Origin of the sequence: Myxococcus guangdongensis (assembly GCF_024198255.1) — a bacterium.
GTDB classification, from domain to species: domain Bacteria; phylum Myxococcota; class Myxococcia; order Myxococcales; family Myxococcaceae; genus Myxococcus; species Myxococcus guangdongensis.
Genome location: NZ_JAJVKW010000008.1, coordinates 389,198 through 403,718 on the forward strand (window position 1 = coordinate 389,198; position 14,521 = coordinate 403,718).

The 14,521-nt window shown below is 70.6% G+C and carries 11 protein-coding genes; 3 read left to right on the forward strand and 8 right to left on the reverse strand.

The genetic code is table 11. From position 1 onward, the window contains the following. Nucleotides 1-42 precede the first annotated feature (42 nt). The 7 genes from LXT21_RS25580 to fabI all read right to left on the reverse strand — a co-directional run bounded on the left by LXT21_RS25580 (nucleotide 43) and on the right by fabI (nucleotide 7,297). Nucleotides 43-1,116 (reverse strand): chemotaxis protein CheB, encoded by a 1,074-nt coding sequence (locus LXT21_RS25580; protein WP_323394937.1) that lies wholly within the window; start codon nucleotides 1,114-1,116, stop codon nucleotides 43-45. Further along, entirely contained in the window at nucleotides 1,113-3,284 is a 2,172-nt protein-coding gene (locus LXT21_RS25585; RefSeq protein ID WP_254040802.1) for a hybrid sensor histidine kinase/response regulator, read from the reverse strand. Before LXT21_RS25585 ends, LXT21_RS25580 begins: the two co-directional genes overlap by 4 nt. Further along, nucleotides 3,274-3,819: a chemotaxis protein CheW gene (locus tag LXT21_RS25590; protein ID WP_141330172.1), complete on the reverse strand. Its 546-nt coding sequence runs from the start codon at nucleotides 3,817-3,819 to the stop codon at nucleotides 3,274-3,276. Before LXT21_RS25590 ends, LXT21_RS25585 begins: the two co-directional genes overlap by 11 nt. Then, nucleotides 3,816-5,048, reverse strand: coding sequence for a CheR family methyltransferase (locus LXT21_RS25595; protein ID WP_254040803.1), 1,233 nt, complete (start codon nucleotides 5,046-5,048; stop codon nucleotides 3,816-3,818). Before LXT21_RS25595 ends, LXT21_RS25590 begins: the two co-directional genes overlap by 4 nt. Then, entirely contained in the window at nucleotides 5,045-5,911 is an 867-nt protein-coding gene (locus LXT21_RS25600; RefSeq protein ID WP_254040804.1) for a response regulator, read from the reverse strand. The genes LXT21_RS25595 and LXT21_RS25600 overlap by 4 nt, the downstream gene beginning before the upstream one ends. Before the next feature lie 4 nt (nucleotides 5,912-5,915). Further along, complete coding sequence (locus LXT21_RS25605) at nucleotides 5,916-6,302, reverse strand: response regulator (RefSeq protein ID WP_254040805.1); 387 nt, start codon at nucleotides 6,300-6,302, stop codon at nucleotides 5,916-5,918. A gap of 164 nt (nucleotides 6,303-6,466) precedes the next feature. Next, nucleotides 6,467-7,297 carry an enoyl-ACP reductase FabI gene (gene fabI / locus LXT21_RS25610; RefSeq protein WP_254040806.1) on the reverse strand — a complete coding sequence of 277 codons (831 nt, stop codon included), beginning with the start codon at nucleotides 7,295-7,297 and terminating at the stop codon, nucleotides 6,467-6,469. A gap of 268 nt (nucleotides 7,298-7,565) precedes the next feature. Here fabI and LXT21_RS25615 point away from each other — a divergent pair, with 268 nt between their 5' ends. The 3 genes from LXT21_RS25615 to LXT21_RS25625 all read left to right on the forward strand — a co-directional run bounded on the left by LXT21_RS25615 (nucleotide 7,566) and on the right by LXT21_RS25625 (nucleotide 12,055). Further along, nucleotides 7,566-10,460 carry a 2-oxoglutarate dehydrogenase E1 component gene (locus tag LXT21_RS25615; RefSeq protein ID WP_254040807.1) on the forward strand — a complete coding sequence of 965 codons (2,895 nt, stop codon included), beginning with the start codon at nucleotides 7,566-7,568 and terminating at the stop codon, nucleotides 10,458-10,460. Further along, the gene (gene odhB / locus LXT21_RS25620) at nucleotides 10,450-11,664 is read left to right on the forward strand and encodes a 2-oxoglutarate dehydrogenase complex dihydrolipoyllysine-residue succinyltransferase (RefSeq protein ID WP_254040808.1); all 1,215 of its coding nucleotides are present in this window, start codon (nucleotides 10,450-10,452) and stop codon (nucleotides 11,662-11,664) included. The genes LXT21_RS25615 and odhB overlap by 11 nt, the downstream gene beginning before the upstream one ends. A gap of 187 nt (nucleotides 11,665-11,851) precedes the next feature. After that, complete coding sequence (locus tag LXT21_RS25625) at nucleotides 11,852-12,055, forward strand: cold-shock protein (RefSeq protein ID WP_015352191.1); 204 nt, start codon at nucleotides 11,852-11,854, stop codon at nucleotides 12,053-12,055. Nucleotides 12,056-12,200: 145 nt separating this feature from the next. Here the strand turns inward: LXT21_RS25625 and LXT21_RS25630 are convergent, their stop codons facing one another. Then, nucleotides 12,201-14,408 carry an alpha/beta fold hydrolase gene (locus LXT21_RS25630; protein WP_254040809.1) on the reverse strand — a complete coding sequence of 736 codons (2,208 nt, stop codon included), beginning with the start codon at nucleotides 14,406-14,408 and terminating at the stop codon, nucleotides 12,201-12,203. Between the last annotated feature and the right edge of the window lie 113 nt (nucleotides 14,409-14,521).

A 14,521-nucleotide genomic window follows, 5' to 3' on the forward strand; every position in this document is an offset into this window, starting at 1 on the left:
GACTCGGGACTACCAGCAAGCGACTCGGGAGCACCAGGGGGCTCATCGTCCCACCCCACCCTCTCCGCGCCCACCGGCCCGGAAGTGGGGGGGGATGCAGCTCTGGAGGATGAGGTCCGGCACCGAGGCCAGGGGCACGCCCTGGTCCGTGGCGTGGATCTCCAGCGCCGCGCGGGGCATGCCGTACACCACGGAGGTGGCCTCGTCCTGGGAGAAGGTGACGCCGCCGGCCTTGCGGATGGCGAGCAGTCCGCGCGCGCCGTCCTCGCCCATGCCGGTGAGCACCACCCCGCCGCTGCGCCGACCGAACGACGCCGCGAGCGACGCCAGCAGCACGTCCCCGTTGGGGCACGGGCCGCCCTTGCTGCGCTGCAGCCGCGCCAGCCCCGCCGGGTCCACCAGCAGGTCGTGTCCGTCCAGCGGGAAGTACACGCGGCCGGGCTCCAGCCGCTCGCCGTCCCGCGCCACGTCCACCGTCAGCGGCGTCACCTGGGACAGCCAGCGCACCATGCCCTGGGTGAAGCCCACGGTGATGTGCTGCGCGATGAGCAGCGGGACGGGCAAATCCTTGGGCAGCTTGGAGAGCAGCTCCGCCAGCGCGGGCGGGCCCCCGGTGGACGCCACCACGCCGAAGACGTCCACGCGCGCGCCGATGGGCGGCGGCGTCACCACGTTGGCGCGCTGACGCCGGGAGATGACCGGCACCTCCGCCATCAGGCACACCGAGTGGGCCAAATCGCGGCCCCACCGGCGCAGCTCCTCCACGTTGGTGACGTTGGGCTTGCCGATGAGCTCCAGCGCGCCGGCGCTCATCGCCTGGAAGCCCAGGTCCACGCCGCGCTGCTCGGCCACCGCGCTCACCACCAGGACCCGCGCGGGGGCCTGGGACATGATGGCGGTGATGGCGCTGGGGCCGTCCAGCCCCGGCAGCAGCAGGTCCATGGTGATGACGTCGGGGCGCAGCAGTCGCGCCAGCTGCACGGCGCGGTTGCCGTCTCCTGCGCGGCCGACGACCTCGATGCGAGGGTCCTCGGTGAGCAGGGCCGTCAGGGTGTTCGCCATGGTGGGCGAGTCGTCCACCACGAGCACCCGGATGGGAGGGCGTCGGTTGTTCACGCGCGCGCTCCTCTTCGGCTCATGACGTCGAGCACCTCGGCGAGCAGGCGGCCCGCGGCGCACTCGCGCTTGCTCAGGTAGCCATCCGCTCCCGCCGCCAGGCCCCGCTCCCGCGCCGCCGCGCTGTCATGCGCGGAGACGAGGATGACCGGCAAGGACGCCGTCTCCCGTTTCTCCCGCAGGCGGGCGATGAGCTGGGTGCCGTCCATCTCCTCCATGTCCAGGTCGCAGATGACGACGTCGTACGTGTCCGTCGCCAGCCGGTCCAGGGCGCGGGCGCCGCTGGCCGCCAGGTGCACGCTGAAGCCACCCGCCTCCAGCATGGCCCGGTGCAGCGCGCGCGCGGTGAGCGAGTCGTCCACCACCAGCGCCCGGCGCTGCGCCGTCACCTGCGTCTGACCCGACTCCGTCACCAGCCAGTCCGGCCGGCAGATGAGCAGGAGCTCACCGCGGCTCAGCGTCGCCGCGCCCTGCCACGCCGGCACGTCGCGGACCTCGGAGGGCAGCGGCCGGATGACCAGGTCCCGGTCGCCCACCACCGCGTCCACGCCCAGCGCCACGCGCTTGCCTCCGCTCTGCACGATGAGCAGCGGCTGGCCTTCCGCGGGCGGCGCCAGCGCGCGCAGGCCCAGCCGCGCGCCCAGGTCCACCACCGGCAACAGCTGCCCCTGGTACTCCAGATGCGCCTTGCGCTTGCCCAGCCGCAGCGAGTCCGCGCGCGCCAGCTGCGTGGCCTCCACCGCCAGCATCGGCAGGCCCACCAGCTGCTCCAGCGCGCGGACCACCAACACGGGCGAGCTGCCCAGGTCCACCGGCAGCGTCATCACGAAGCGCGTGCCCTGGCCCGGCGTGCTGTTCACCTCGATGCGGCCCTGCAGGCCCTCCACCGACGCGCGCACCGCGTCCAGGCCCACGCCCCGGCCCGACGTGTCCGTCACGTCCGAGCGCGTGCTGAAGCCCGGCCGGAAGATGAGATCCCTCAGCTGATTCTCATTGAGCCGCTCCGCCTCGTCGGAGGCGATGACGCCGCGCGACTCGGCCACCTTGCGCACCCGCGCCACGTCGATGCCCGAGCCGTCGTCCGCGCACTCGAGGAAGAGCAGGTTGCCCTGCTGCTCCACGCGCAGCGTGAGCGCGCCCTCGTGGTGCTTGCCCGCCTTCTCGCGCTCGGAGGGCATCTCCAGGCCGTGGTCCACGGCGTTGCGCAACAGGTGCACCAGCGCGCCCTGGAGCCGCTCCAACAGGCGCCGGTCCAGCGACAGCTCCGAGCCCACCACCGACAGCCGCGCCTCCTTGCCCAGCTGGCGCGACAAGTCGCGCACCATGCGCTGCAGCGGGTCCAGGATGGTGCGCACCGGGCGCGTGGTGATGGCCTTGAGGCCCTCCTCCAGCGCGTCGACGATGTCGCTCGTCTCCTCGCCATCGGTGCGCAGCGAGCGCGACGTGCCCGACAGCAGCGTGCGCGCCTCGGCCGTCTCCGCCAGCAGACCCTGCTTGGCCAGCACCGCCACCACGCGGTCCAGCTCGCGGCCGCGCTCCTCCACGCGCAGGCGCACCTCGCGAAGCCGCTCCACCTCGCGCATCAGCGCCGTCACCTGCCGCACGCTGACGCGCCAGCCCGTGTCCGCGGACTCCGCCTGCGTGTCCGCGCCCAGCTGCGCCGACAGGTCCGGCGACCCGGAGTCCTCCGACGCACCGTTCGCCTCCGGCTCCGCGGCGCCGTTCGAGGACAGGGCCGCAATCTGCGCGGCCACCGTCTCCGGCGCGGGCCCGTCCGCCACCAGCTGCGCCAGCGCGGCGGCCGGGTCCGGCAGCGAGTCCCCGCGTCCATCCGCGTGCGCCTGGGCGCGCAGCATGAACAGGTCCAGGCCGTGCAGCAGCACGTCCACCACGGACCGGGGCATCTTCTGCGTGGTCGCCTTCAGCGGCGCGAGCGCGTCCTCCAGCTTGTGGGCGATGTCGCCCAAATCCTGCAGGCCCAGGCTGGACGCGCTGCCCTTGAGCGTGTGCAGGTGCCGGCCCAGCCGGACGTAGAGCTTCGCGAGCGCGCCCGTGTCCAGGCCCTCGCGCTCCAGCTCCAGCAGGTCCATGGTGACCTTCTGGATGACCTCCTGGGCCTCGACGGCGAACCCCGTGACGAGTCCCTGCAGCATCGGGTCAACGGGCATTGCGTCCTCCCGTCGAGCGGGTGGTGAACAGGCGCTTGAGGTCGATGAGGTGGATGAGCTGCCGGTCCTGGGTGAAGACCTCCATCACCGGCCCCTCGGCCCGCACGCGCGCGGCCTCCACCGCGCTCGCCGGCAGCGTCGTGGGGCGCGGAATGGCCTCGCAGTCCAGCGCGCACAATTCGCCGTCGCCGCGGTCCACCACCAGCAACACCGCCGGGTCCTGCCGCCAGCCGTGTCCGCCCAGCATGGACGCGAGGCTCAGCGCGGAGAGCACCTGACCCTGGAAGCGCAGCACCCCGACGACATGCGGCGAGGACAGCGGCACCGGCGTCACCATCCGCAGGGGCAGGGCCGCGCGCAGCATCTCCAGCGACAGCGCGTAGCGCTCCTCGCCCAGCGGGAACTCGGCGATCCAGTGGACCGCCTCCTCCACCGTCGTCTCGGCCTGCTCACGCAGCCGCGAGGCGCGCCGCTCGAGCAGTTCGACGGCCTCCTGCTCCTGGGCCTCCTCCATGCTTCTGGGAAGGATTTTCATTCGAGGGCCCCTTGATTGAGGTAGGCGTCAGCGGACGCCTGATAGAACCGCGCCGGCAGGGCCTCGGGCCCGTCCACGAGGTGGTCCGGTGCGAGCCGTTCCGCGCGAACCCTGAGCGCGCGCATCAGCGGCACCGCCGCCTCGCGCGCCCCGGTGCGCTCCCGCAGGAGCGCGAGCTCGAGCAGGCCCGGCAGATAATCGGGAGCCTGACGCACGAGCGACTCCAGCACCGCCGCCGCGCCCTCCACGTCGCCCTCCTCGATGCGCTCCAGCGCCTCCAGGTGCAGCCGGGACGGCGGAGGCGGCGGCGTCACCCTCGCGGGCACCACCGGCACCGGCGTCGCCTTGGGCTTGCGGAACAAGGGCGCGGGCGGCTCGGCGCGCTCCACCGGGCGCGGCGCGGGCGCGGGCGTGGTCAGCTCACCGGGCGCCAGCATGCGGAAGGTCTGCAGCTCCGGCGGGCCCTCGCGCACCATGCCGGGCGGCACCCGGTCCGCCTCCACCGCGCCCAAAAAGAGGAAGCCGCCGGGGTTGAGCGCGCGCGTCAGGAGCGAGATGGCCTGCTCGCGCGCGGCCGGGGAGAAGTACGTGAGCACGTTGCGGCAGAGGATGAAGTCGAAGCGGCCGAAGCGCTCGGGCAGGGGCGCCAGCAGGTTCCCCTGCGCGAAGGTGGCGACGCGGCGCACGACGGGGAGGATGGTGACCTGCCGCTCCGGCGCGTCCAGGTAGAGCGGGAACAGCCGCGGCGCCGACTCGCGCCGGGACCAGGTGCCGTAGGACGCGCGCCGCGCCGTCTCCAGGCTGGCCTCGTGCAGGTCCGTGCCCAGCACCTCCACCGGGAAGCCGTGCGGCACCGACGCCAGCAGCGCCGCCGCCAGCGAGTAGGCCTCCTCGCCCGTGGCGCAGCCCGCGCTCCAGCCGCGCAGCGCCAGCGCGCCCTTGCGCAGCGCCGCGGGCACGCCCGCCTGGGAGATGTAGCGGAAGTGCTCGGGCTGCCGGAAGAAGTAGGTCTCCCCCACCAGCGCCGCGCGCACCAACGTGCCGGACAGGGGCGACTGGGGGAAGAGCATCTCCCCCAACAGGTCCGCCGACGAGCGCCCACGCGCGAGCTCGCCACGCACCACGCGCTCCATCGCCTCGGAGGCGATGGCGTCGTCGCGGAAGCCGGTGATGGATGACACCACTTCCCGCGCTCGGGTCAAAAGCCGCGGGTCGAGCTCTGCGCTCATGCGCTCCGCCTGGCCTCCGCGGCCTCCACCATCTTGGGCAGGTCCTGCAAGAGGCCCCGAGCCACGAACACCCGCGGATCCAAAATGGGCAACAGGTGCCCCCCGGCGCGCAACATCCCGATGAGCCCATCGCGCAGCGGACCATGGTCCGTGCCGCCCACGCGCTCGCGCCGGTCGATGTCCGCCGCCGCGTACTCCTCCGGGTCCTTCACCGTGTCCACCGCGAGCGCCAGCGCCACCCCGTCCACCTGGATGACCACCAGCATCCGCTCCACGCGCGGCAGCGAGTGCTCCACGCTCAGCCGCCGGGCCACGTCCAGCACGCACAGCGCCTCGCCCCGCACCTCCACGTATTCGCGCAGGTACGAGGGCGCCGTGGGCAACGGCCGCGTCGCCGGATGCAGGAGCACCTCGCGCACCGAGTCCAGCGGCACCGCGAACTCCAGCGTGCCCACCGTCACCCGCAGCACCAGCAGCGAGCCGGTGCGCGCGCGGCGCCGCGAGTTGGCCAGCGCCTCCCCCACCGCGTGCAGGAGCTCATCCGCGCGGAAGGGCTTGGCCAGGAACGTCTCCGCGCCCAACCCCAGACACGCCTCCGCGCGCGACTTCTCCGAGGAGATGATGATGACCGGGATGTCCGACGTGGCCGGGTCCGCCTTCATCCGCTGGAGGACCTCGTCGCCGTCCATCTCCGGCATCGACAGGTCCAGCAGCACCGCGGCGGGCCTCAGGCGGGAGACCTTCTCCAGCGCCTCGCGCCCGTTGCTCGCGGTGTGGATGGTGTAGTGGCCGGAGAGGATGGCGCGTTCGAGCGCCAGGATGGCGTCGCTGTCGTCGACGAGCAGCAGGGACGGCAGGCTCACGGCATCAGGCCTTGGACAGGAACTGACGGACGGTCTCCGTCAGCTCGTGGTGGGAGACCGGCTTCTGGATGAACGCGTTGGCGCCCGCCTCCGTGCCCCGCTGGCGCAGGTCCACGTTCTTCTCCGCCGTCAACAGCAGGATGGGCACCGTGCGCAGCTGCGCGTTGCGGCTGGCCCGGACCTCCTTGACGAAGGTGATGCCATCCATCCCGGGCATGTTGATGTCCGCGATGACCAGATTCACCGGGACGAGCTGGAGGATCTTCAGCGCGCGAGTCGCATCGTCCGCCTCCAGCGCCTCCACCCGGAGGTTCATGAGGTAGATCTTGACGATGTTCCGAACGGTCGGGCTGTCGTCCACCAGCAAGACCTTGGTGCTGTTGGTGCTCACGGTGCCACGGCTCCTGCGCAGGGGTTGGGCCAATGCGGCCGTCCTCTGCGAAACGTTGGAGACTCTACCGTGAGCGCTCTCACGGGAGAAAGCGGGGTGACCTGCCCGCATTCACTGCGGGCGGGCAGGTGTCGGATGACCTCGACGCCGGGAGCGGGTGGCGCCTACTCGCTCGCAGGCTTGGTGCCCGCGGGTTGGGCGCCCGCCACGGACTCCGGGGGCACCGGTGGCGCACCCACGGCGTGATAACCACCGTCCACGTGGATCATTTCGCCCGTGGTGGAGGGCAGCCAGTCCGACAGCAGGGCACACGCCGTCCTGGACACCATGTCGTGGCTGTCCTTGGCACTCCAGCCCAGTGGGGCCTGGGTACCCCACCCCGCCTCCAGCGCCTTGAAGCCCGGGATGCCCTTGGCGGCCATCGTGGACAGGGGTCCCGCCGCCAGCGCGTTGACCCGGATGCCCTTGGGGCCCAGGTCGCGGGCCAGGTAGCGCACGGTGGACTCCAGCGCGGCCTTGCACACGCCCATCCAGTCGTAGATGGGCCACGCCACGCGGTTGTCGAAGTCCAGCGTGACGATGGAGCCGCCCGGCGGCATCAGCGGCGCGCACGCCACCGCGAGCTCCTTGAGGGAGAACGTGGAGATGCGGAACGCCGTCTGGACACTCTCCCAGGGCGTGTTGAGGAAGTTGCCGCCCAGGGCGTCATCCGGGGCATAGGCGATGCCGTGGAGCACGCCGTCCACCCGGTCCCAGCGCTGCTTGAGCGACTCGGTGAGCGCCTTGAAGTGCTCGGGGTTGGTGACGTCCAGCTCCAGCACCTCGAGGCCCGGCTTGAGGCGCTTGGCGCTGCGCTCGGTGAGGGACTTGGCCCGACCGAAGCCCGTCAGGAGGATGTCCGCGCCCTGCGCGAGCGCGTGCTCGGCGATGCCATAGGCGAGGGACTGGGGGGTGAGCACCCCGGTGATGAGCAGCTTCTTGCCCTGGAGCAGCATGTGAGGCGGCCTCTTGGGAGGGAGAAGGGGATGGGGGAGCGGGCTGTCTAGCACTCCTTTCGACCGAAACGGGACGAAACGGGCGCTGGGAGTCCCCGGGTGTCGGGGTGTTCCCAGGTGAAGGGGTCGGGTGAAGCTGGGCTCAACAGCGGCATGACTTGGGCTGCTCCCCTGGAGAGGCCCCTCCCCTGGGGTGGTGCCAGGGCTCAACAAAGACGCCTCGAAAAACCCCCAACGGGGCGGTCATCCAGTAAAAGACGACACCGCCATGGCGAACTTCCAGGACTCGTTCCTTTCCGGCGCCAACATCGACTTCATCGAGGGGCTCTACGCCCGCTACCTCGAGGATCCCTCCAGCGTGGATGCAAGCTGGCGAGAGATCTTCGAGCGAAACGATGGCGCCGGCCGTCCCATCTTCAGCACGAAGCTCTTGGAGGTGCCCGCGGCGGCCGTCGCGCCCGGCAAGGGCAACGGCAAGGCCGCGGGTGCCGCCCAGGCCCCCGCCGCCGCGCCGGCCGCACCTGCCCCCGTCGCCGCCCAGAGCACCGCCCAGGCCCAGGCGCTGGAGCTGCAGTCCAAGGTGGACCAGGCGCTCTTCGCGTTCCGTCTGCGCGGCCACCTGCGCGCCGACCTGGACCCGCTGAGCCGTCCGCGTCCCGCGCTCGAGCACGTGGCCGACGTGAGCATGGTGGATGACGGCCACTTCTCGCCCAAGGAGCGCGAGCAGCAGGTGGAGACGCACAACGTCTTCCCCCAGCAGAAGGTGAAGCTGGACGAGCTGCTCGCGCGCCTGCACCGCACGTACACGGGCAGCGTCGGCGTGGAGTTCATGCAGATCCTCGACAGCGAGCGCCGCCGCTGGCTGATGCAGCGGATGGAGCACAGCGAGAACACCACCGCGTTCTCCGTCGAGGACCAGCGCCACATCCTCACGAAGCTGTCCTACGCGGAGGGCTTCGAGAACTTCCTGCACACCAAGTACGTGGGCGCCAAGCGCTTCAGCCTGGACGGCGGCGAGGCCCTCATCCCCATGCTGGACGCCATCGCCGAGGTGGGCAGCGGCCTGGGACTGAAGGAGGTCGTCATCGGCATGGCCCACCGCGGCCGCCTCAACGTGCTGACGAACATCCTGGGCAAGCAGCCCGGGCAGATCTTCAGCGAGTTCGACGGCCCCAAGGACCCCCGGGCGTACCTGGGCCGCGGCGACGTGAAGTACCACATGGGCTTCTCGTCGGACCACACCACGCGCCAGGGCAAGAACGTGCACCTGTCGCTGGCGTTCAACCCCAGCCACCTGGAGGCCGTCAATCCGGTGGTCGAGGGCCGCGTGCGCGCCAAGCAGGAGCGCTTCGGCGACACCGAGCGCGTGGGCGTGATGCCCCTGCTCATCCACGGCGACGCGGCCTTCATGGGCCAGGGCGTCGTCGCGGAGACGCTCAACCTGTCGGGCCTCAAGGGCTACACGACGGGCGGCACGCTCCACGTCGTCATCAACAACCAGGTCGGCTTCACCACCGACCCCCACGACTCGCGCTCCTCCATCTACGCCACCGCCATCGCGCAGATGCTGGACATCCCCGTGTTCCACGTGAACGGCGATGACCCGGAGGCCTGCGTGCACGTGGCGCGGCTGGCGGCGGAGTACCGCCAGACGTTCCACACCGACGTGGTCATCGACCTCATCTGCTACCGCCGCTACGGCCACAACGAGGGCGACGACCCCTCGTTCACCCAGCCGGCGATGTACGACATCATCCGCAAGCACCCGACGGTGCGCACGCGCTACGCGAAGGCGCTGGCGGACGGCAACCGCATCAGCGCGGAGGACTCGGAGGCCATCAAGCAGCGCTGCCTGTCGGAGTTCGACGCCGCGCTCACCCGCGCGCGCCAGGAGAGCGAGTTCAAGGAGCCCAGCGCGCTGGAGGGCCTGTGGAAGGCCTACCAGGGCGGCTCGGTGAAGAACGCGCCCCAGGTGTCCACCGCGGTGGACAAGGCGAAGCTGCGCGACGCGCTCCAGCGGCTGTGCACGGTGCCCGAGGGCTTCAGCGTGCACCGCGACGTGGAGCGCACCGTCATCAAGAAGCGCCTGGGCATGCTCGACAGCGAGGAGCTCCAGTGGAGCGAGGGTGAGTCGCTGGCGTACGCCACGCTGCTCGCCGAGGGCCACCCGGTGCGGCTGTCCGGTCAGGACTGCGAGCGCGGCACGTTCAGCCACCGCCACGCGGTGCTGCACGACGTGACGACGGGTGCCAAGTACACGCCGCTGCAGCAGTTCTCCACCGGCCGCGCCAGCTTCCACGTCGTCAACAGCGCCCTGTCGGAGATGGGCGTGCTCGGCTTCGAGTACGGCTACAGCCTGGACGTCCCGGACGGCCTCACCATCTGGGAGGCCCAGTTCGGCGACTTCGCCAACGGCGCGCAAATCATCATCGACCAGTTCATCGCCGCCGCGGAGAGCAAGTGGCGCCGGCTGAGCGGAATCACGCTGCTGTTGCCACACAGCTACGAGGGCCAGGGCCCCGAGCACTCCAGCGCGCGCCTGGAGCGCTTCCTGGACCTGTCCGCCGAGGACAACATCCAGGTCTGCTACCCCACGACGCCCGCGCAGATCTTCCATCTCTTGCGCCGTCAGGTGGTGCGCCCGGTGCGCAAGCCCCTGGTCATCATGTCGCCCAAGAGCCTCTTGCGCCGGCCGGAGGCCACCAGCAAGGTGGACGAGCTGGCGACGGGCGGCTTCCAGGAGGTCATCCTGGACAGCGTGGCGCCCGCGGGCGTGACGCGGCTGCTCTTGTGCAGCGGCAAGGTGTACTACGACCTGGTGAAGGCGCGGAACGAGCGCAAGGACGACAGCATCGCCATCGTCCGGGTGGAGCAGCTCTACCCGTTCCCGGCGGACGAGCTGGCGAACCTGGTGGCGAAGCTGCCCAAGCTCGCGGAGGTCTACTGGGTGCAGGAGGAGCCCCGCAATGCCGGTGCGTGGCACTTCATGTTCCCGCGCCTGCATGACCTGGTCTCGTCGCGCTCGCAGCAGCCCGTGAAGTTGGGCTACATCGGGCGCGCGGAGGCCGCCAGCCCCGCAACCGGCTTCCCCAAGACGCACGAAATCGAGCAGCAGCTCATCATCGAGGAAGCCATCTTCCGAGGGACCAAGAATGGCCGTTGAACTGAAAGTACCCCCCCTGGGCGAGTCCATCACCGAGGCCGTCGTCGGCAAGTGGAACAAGAAGCCGGGTGACGCGGTGTCCGCGGACGAGCCGCTCGTCGTCCTGGAGACCGACAAGGTCACCATCGACGTGCCCGCGCCCGCGGCCGGTTCCCTGGCGTCCGTCGCCTTCAAGGAAGGTGACAAGGTGCGCGTGGGTGACGTGCTCGGCCTCATCGAGGCCGGTGCCGGCGCTCCCGCCGCCAAGCCCGCGGCGGCCGCTCCCGCCGCCCCGGCCGCCGCTCCCGTCGCCGCCGCCCCCGCGCAGGACGCCGCGTCCGACGCGCGCATCACCCCCACCGCCAGGAAGATGGCGGAGGAGAACAAGGTCGACGTCAGCCAGCTCAAGGGCAGCGGCGCCAGCGGTCGCATCACCAAGGAGGACGTGCTCGGTCAGCTCAACCGCCCGGCCGCGCCCTCCCAGCCCGCCGCCCCGGCCCAGCCCGCGGGCCCGCGCCCCAACGCCGCGCGCGAGGAGCGCGTGCGCATGACGCCCTTGCGCAAGCGCGTCGCCGAGCGCCTGGTCCAGGCCCAGTCCACCGCCGCCCTGCTCACCACCTTCAACGAGGTGGACATGGGCGAGGTGATGGCCCTGCGCAAGAAGTACAACGACAAGTTCCAGGCCAAGCACGGCGTGAAGCTCGGCTTCATGAGCTTCTTCGTCCGCGCGTCGATTGAGGCCCTCAAGGCCTTCCCCCAGGTCAACGCGGAGATCGACGGCGAAGACGTCATCTTCAAGCACTACTACGACATCGGCGTGGCGGTGAGCGGCAGCCGCGGCCTGGTCGTCCCCGTCGTGCGCAACGCGGACAAGCTGTCCCTGGCGGAGCTGGAGAAGGGCGTGGGCGACCTGGGCACCCGGGCGCGCAACGACAAGCTCACCCTGCCGGAGCTGCAGGGCGGCACCTTCACGATTACCAACGGCGGCATCTTCGGCTCCATGCTGTCCACGCCCATCATCAACCCGCCGCAGACGGGCATCCTGGGCATGCACAACATCGTCGAGCGCCCCGTCGCCCGCGACGGTCAGGTGGTCATCCGGCCCATCATGTACGTGGCCCTCACCTACGACCACCGCCTCATCGACGGCCGCGAAGCCGTCCAGTTCCTCGTGCGCGTGAAGGAGTGCATCGAGGACCCCGAGCGCCTCCTGCTCGACGTCTGAGGCCAAGCCAACGCGACGCGTCAGCTTTGCCTGAGATGCCCGGCCTCAATGCAAACCGGGCATTTCAGGTCGCTGGCTGGACTTCCAGGCAGGCGTTTCACTAAAACCGGACATGTCTCCCGGTCGTCGGGGGGCGGGAAGAACGGGCGACTCTCACGCGTCGCCCCGCAAGACTGAAGGAAGTGCAATGGCAACCGGTACCGTGAAGTGGTTCAACGACGCGAAGGGCTTCGGCTTCATCACCCAGGACGGCGGTGGTGAGGACGTGTTCTGCCACCACACCGCCATCAACATGGACGGCTTCCGCACCCTCGCCGAGGGTCAGAAGGTGGAGTTCGAAGTGACGCGTGGCCCCAAGGGCCTTCAGGCGCAGAACGTTCGCGCCGGCTGAAACGTCGTTGCCATGAGCCCTTCCCCGCGAAGGGCTCGTGAACGGAGGCCCGGCCCCTGTCCAAGGGAACCGGGCCTCTTGCTTTCCTGAAGGACGGTGGAGGCCCCCGGGGCGCGCGCGCCACCCGCGCACCGGAGTGCTCCCGTCACAGGTTCTTCTTGAAGTGCTCCATCACGCGCTCCCACTGGCGCTGCTTCACCAGCGGGTCCGGGACCATGTGCGTCAGGCCGCTCAGGGGGAGCAAATCGTGCGGCTTGCCGGCGCGGAACAGGGCGTCGCTCAGCTTCAGCGTGTGGAAGAAGTAGACGTTGTCATCCGCGGTGCCGTGGATGAGCAGCAGCTTGCCGATGGGCTTGTCCGCCTTGGCGTAGGTGAGCAGCGAGCTCTTCTCGTACGCCTCGGGGTGCTCCTGGGGCAGGCCCAGGTAGCGCTCGGTGTAGTGCGTGTCGTAGTCGAGCCAGTCCACCACCGGGGCGCCGGACACCGCGGCCTTGAAGACGTCCGGGCGCTTGAGCGCGGCCAGCGCGGACATGTAGCCGCCGAAGCTCCAGCCCTGGATGCCCACGCGGTTGATGTCCAGCTCGGGCAGCTCCTTGGCCAGGGCCTGGAGCGCGTCCACCTGGTCATCCAGCGTGACGGTGGCGAAGTCGTACTTCACCTCGCGCTCCCAGGCGGCGCCGCGCAGCGGGGTGCCGCGCACGTCGAACTTCACGACGAGGAAGCCCTGGTCCGCCATCCACTGGGACATCAGGTGCGCGGCCATGCTGTGGTGCACCACGGTGGTGGTGGGGCCGCCGTAGATGTCGACGATGACGGGCAGCTTCTTGCCGGGCTTGAAGTCGCGCGGGCGGGTGATGGACGCCCAGTAGCGCTTGGGGCCCACCTGCCTGAGCTCCGTGTTGGGGACGAAGGGCGGCTCCTGCGCCACCTCGGGCAGCTGGCCCACGCGCGTGCCGTCCGCGCGCAGGACCTCCGTGCGGCTCATGCTCTTGAGGCTGGACGTGTTGACGACGAACACCCCGCCCTCGCGCGAGGCGGAGCCGCCCTCGATGCCCTCGCCGTTCTTCGTCACGCGCTCGGGCGCCCCGCCGTTCTTCACGCGCCACAGCGCGCTCTGCGTGGGGTTGGGGCCGCCGGAGAAGAACAGCGTGCGGTCCTTCTGCACGAAGCGCGACAGGCCGCGGAAGCCCGCGTCCGGCTTGACGATGCTCTTGTCGAGCGAGCCGTCGGCGCGGCGCAGCTCCACCTCCGGGCCGCCGTTGCGCTCGGTGTACCAGAGGAAGCCCGAGCCATCGTCCAGCCACAGCGGGAAGTCCTGGTCCAGGTTGAGCCAGGCCGAGTCCTTCTCCACCAGCAGCTCACGCGTCTTGCCCGTGGCCGGGTCGACGGAGAGCAGCTGCTGCTCCGTCTGGACGCGGTTCTGCACGAGGATGGTGAGCGGGCCGCCCTTGGGCCACACCACGGTGGCCAGGTACGGGTACTTCGCCGCGTCCCACTGCACCCACGTCGTCTTGCCGCCGGTGACGGCCGTGACGCCCAGGCGCACCTTGGCGTTGGGCTTGCCGGGGCGCGGGTACGCGAAGATTTCGCCGCCGCGCTCGGGGTGCATCACGTCGACGATGGTGAGCTTCTCCACCTCGGTGGTGTCGGACTCGGTGTAGGCGACGCGCCTGGCGTCGGGGCTCCACCAGTAGCCGGAGAAGCGGCTCATCTCCTCCTGGGCGACGAACTCGGCCACGCCGTGCGTCTTCTCGGCGGTGCCGCCCTTCGTCACGCGCTGCTCCTTGTTCGCCGCGACGTCGATTCGGTAGACGTCGTTCTCGCGGACGTAGGCCACCTGCTTGCCATCCTGGGAGAAGCGCGGGTCCAACACGCCGGGGCCCGTCTTGAGCTCGGTCACCTTGCCGCTCGCGCGCTCGACCACGTAGAGCCGGCCGGAGAGCGGGACGAGCAGGCGCGAGCCGTCGTCGGAAATCTGGTACGAGGTGAAGCCCCGGGCGCTGACGCGCATGCGCTCACGGCGGGCCTTCTCCTCGGGGGTGAGCGTCTCCTCGGTGCCCTTGAGCAGCGCCTCGGGGGTGAGGACCTCCTTCACCTCCCCGGTCGCCACGTCGAACGCGTAGAGCGTCTGGACGTTGGAGGTGGCCTGGGTGCGCAGGAAGAGGACCTGCTTCTCGTCCGGGGTGACCTTCACGCTCACCGGGCGGCCGCTGGAGAAGTTGCGGGTCTCCGACAGCTGCCTCAAGAAGGGGTCTTGCGAGTGCGCCGTCTGGGGCATGGTGAGGGGCTTCACTTCCTGGGCGAATACGGGCGCGCTCACGAAGATGAGCGCTGCGGTAAGGACCTGGCGCATGCGTAGTCGAACTCCCGCCGGCGGCGGGGCTCCTTTCACGGAAAGGTGCGGGGAAGCCTACACTCGGCCGCCGCGCAAGCTGAGCAAACCCGCGACGGACGCGAGGATTCCCG

Bases quoted from the DNA above. Each gene is read 5' to 3' on its own strand.
- LXT21_RS25585 (WP_254040802.1), bottom strand. From the start codon at position 3,284: ATGCCCGTTGACCCGATGCTGCAGGGACTCGTCACGGGGTTCGCCGTC.
- LXT21_RS25590 (WP_141330172.1), bottom strand. From the start codon at position 3,819: ATGAAAATCCTTCCCAGAAGCATGGAGGAGGCCCAGGAGCAGGAGGCC.
- LXT21_RS25595 (WP_254040803.1), bottom strand. From the start codon at position 5,048: ATGAGCGCAGAGCTCGACCCGCGGCTTTTGACCCGAGCGCGGGAAGTG.
- fabI (WP_254040806.1), bottom strand. From the start codon at position 7,297: ATGCTGCTCCAGGGCAAGAAGCTGCTCATCACCGGGGTGCTCACCCCC.
- LXT21_RS25615 (WP_254040807.1), top strand. From the start codon at position 7,566: ATGGCGAACTTCCAGGACTCGTTCCTTTCCGGCGCCAACATCGACTTC.
- odhB (WP_254040808.1), top strand. From the start codon at position 10,450: ATGGCCGTTGAACTGAAAGTACCCCCCCTGGGCGAGTCCATCACCGAG.
- LXT21_RS25625 (WP_015352191.1), top strand. From the start codon at position 11,852: ATGGCAACCGGTACCGTGAAGTGGTTCAACGACGCGAAGGGCTTCGGC.
- LXT21_RS25630 (WP_254040809.1), bottom strand. From the start codon at position 14,408: ATGCGCCAGGTCCTTACCGCAGCGCTCATCTTCGTGAGCGCGCCCGTA.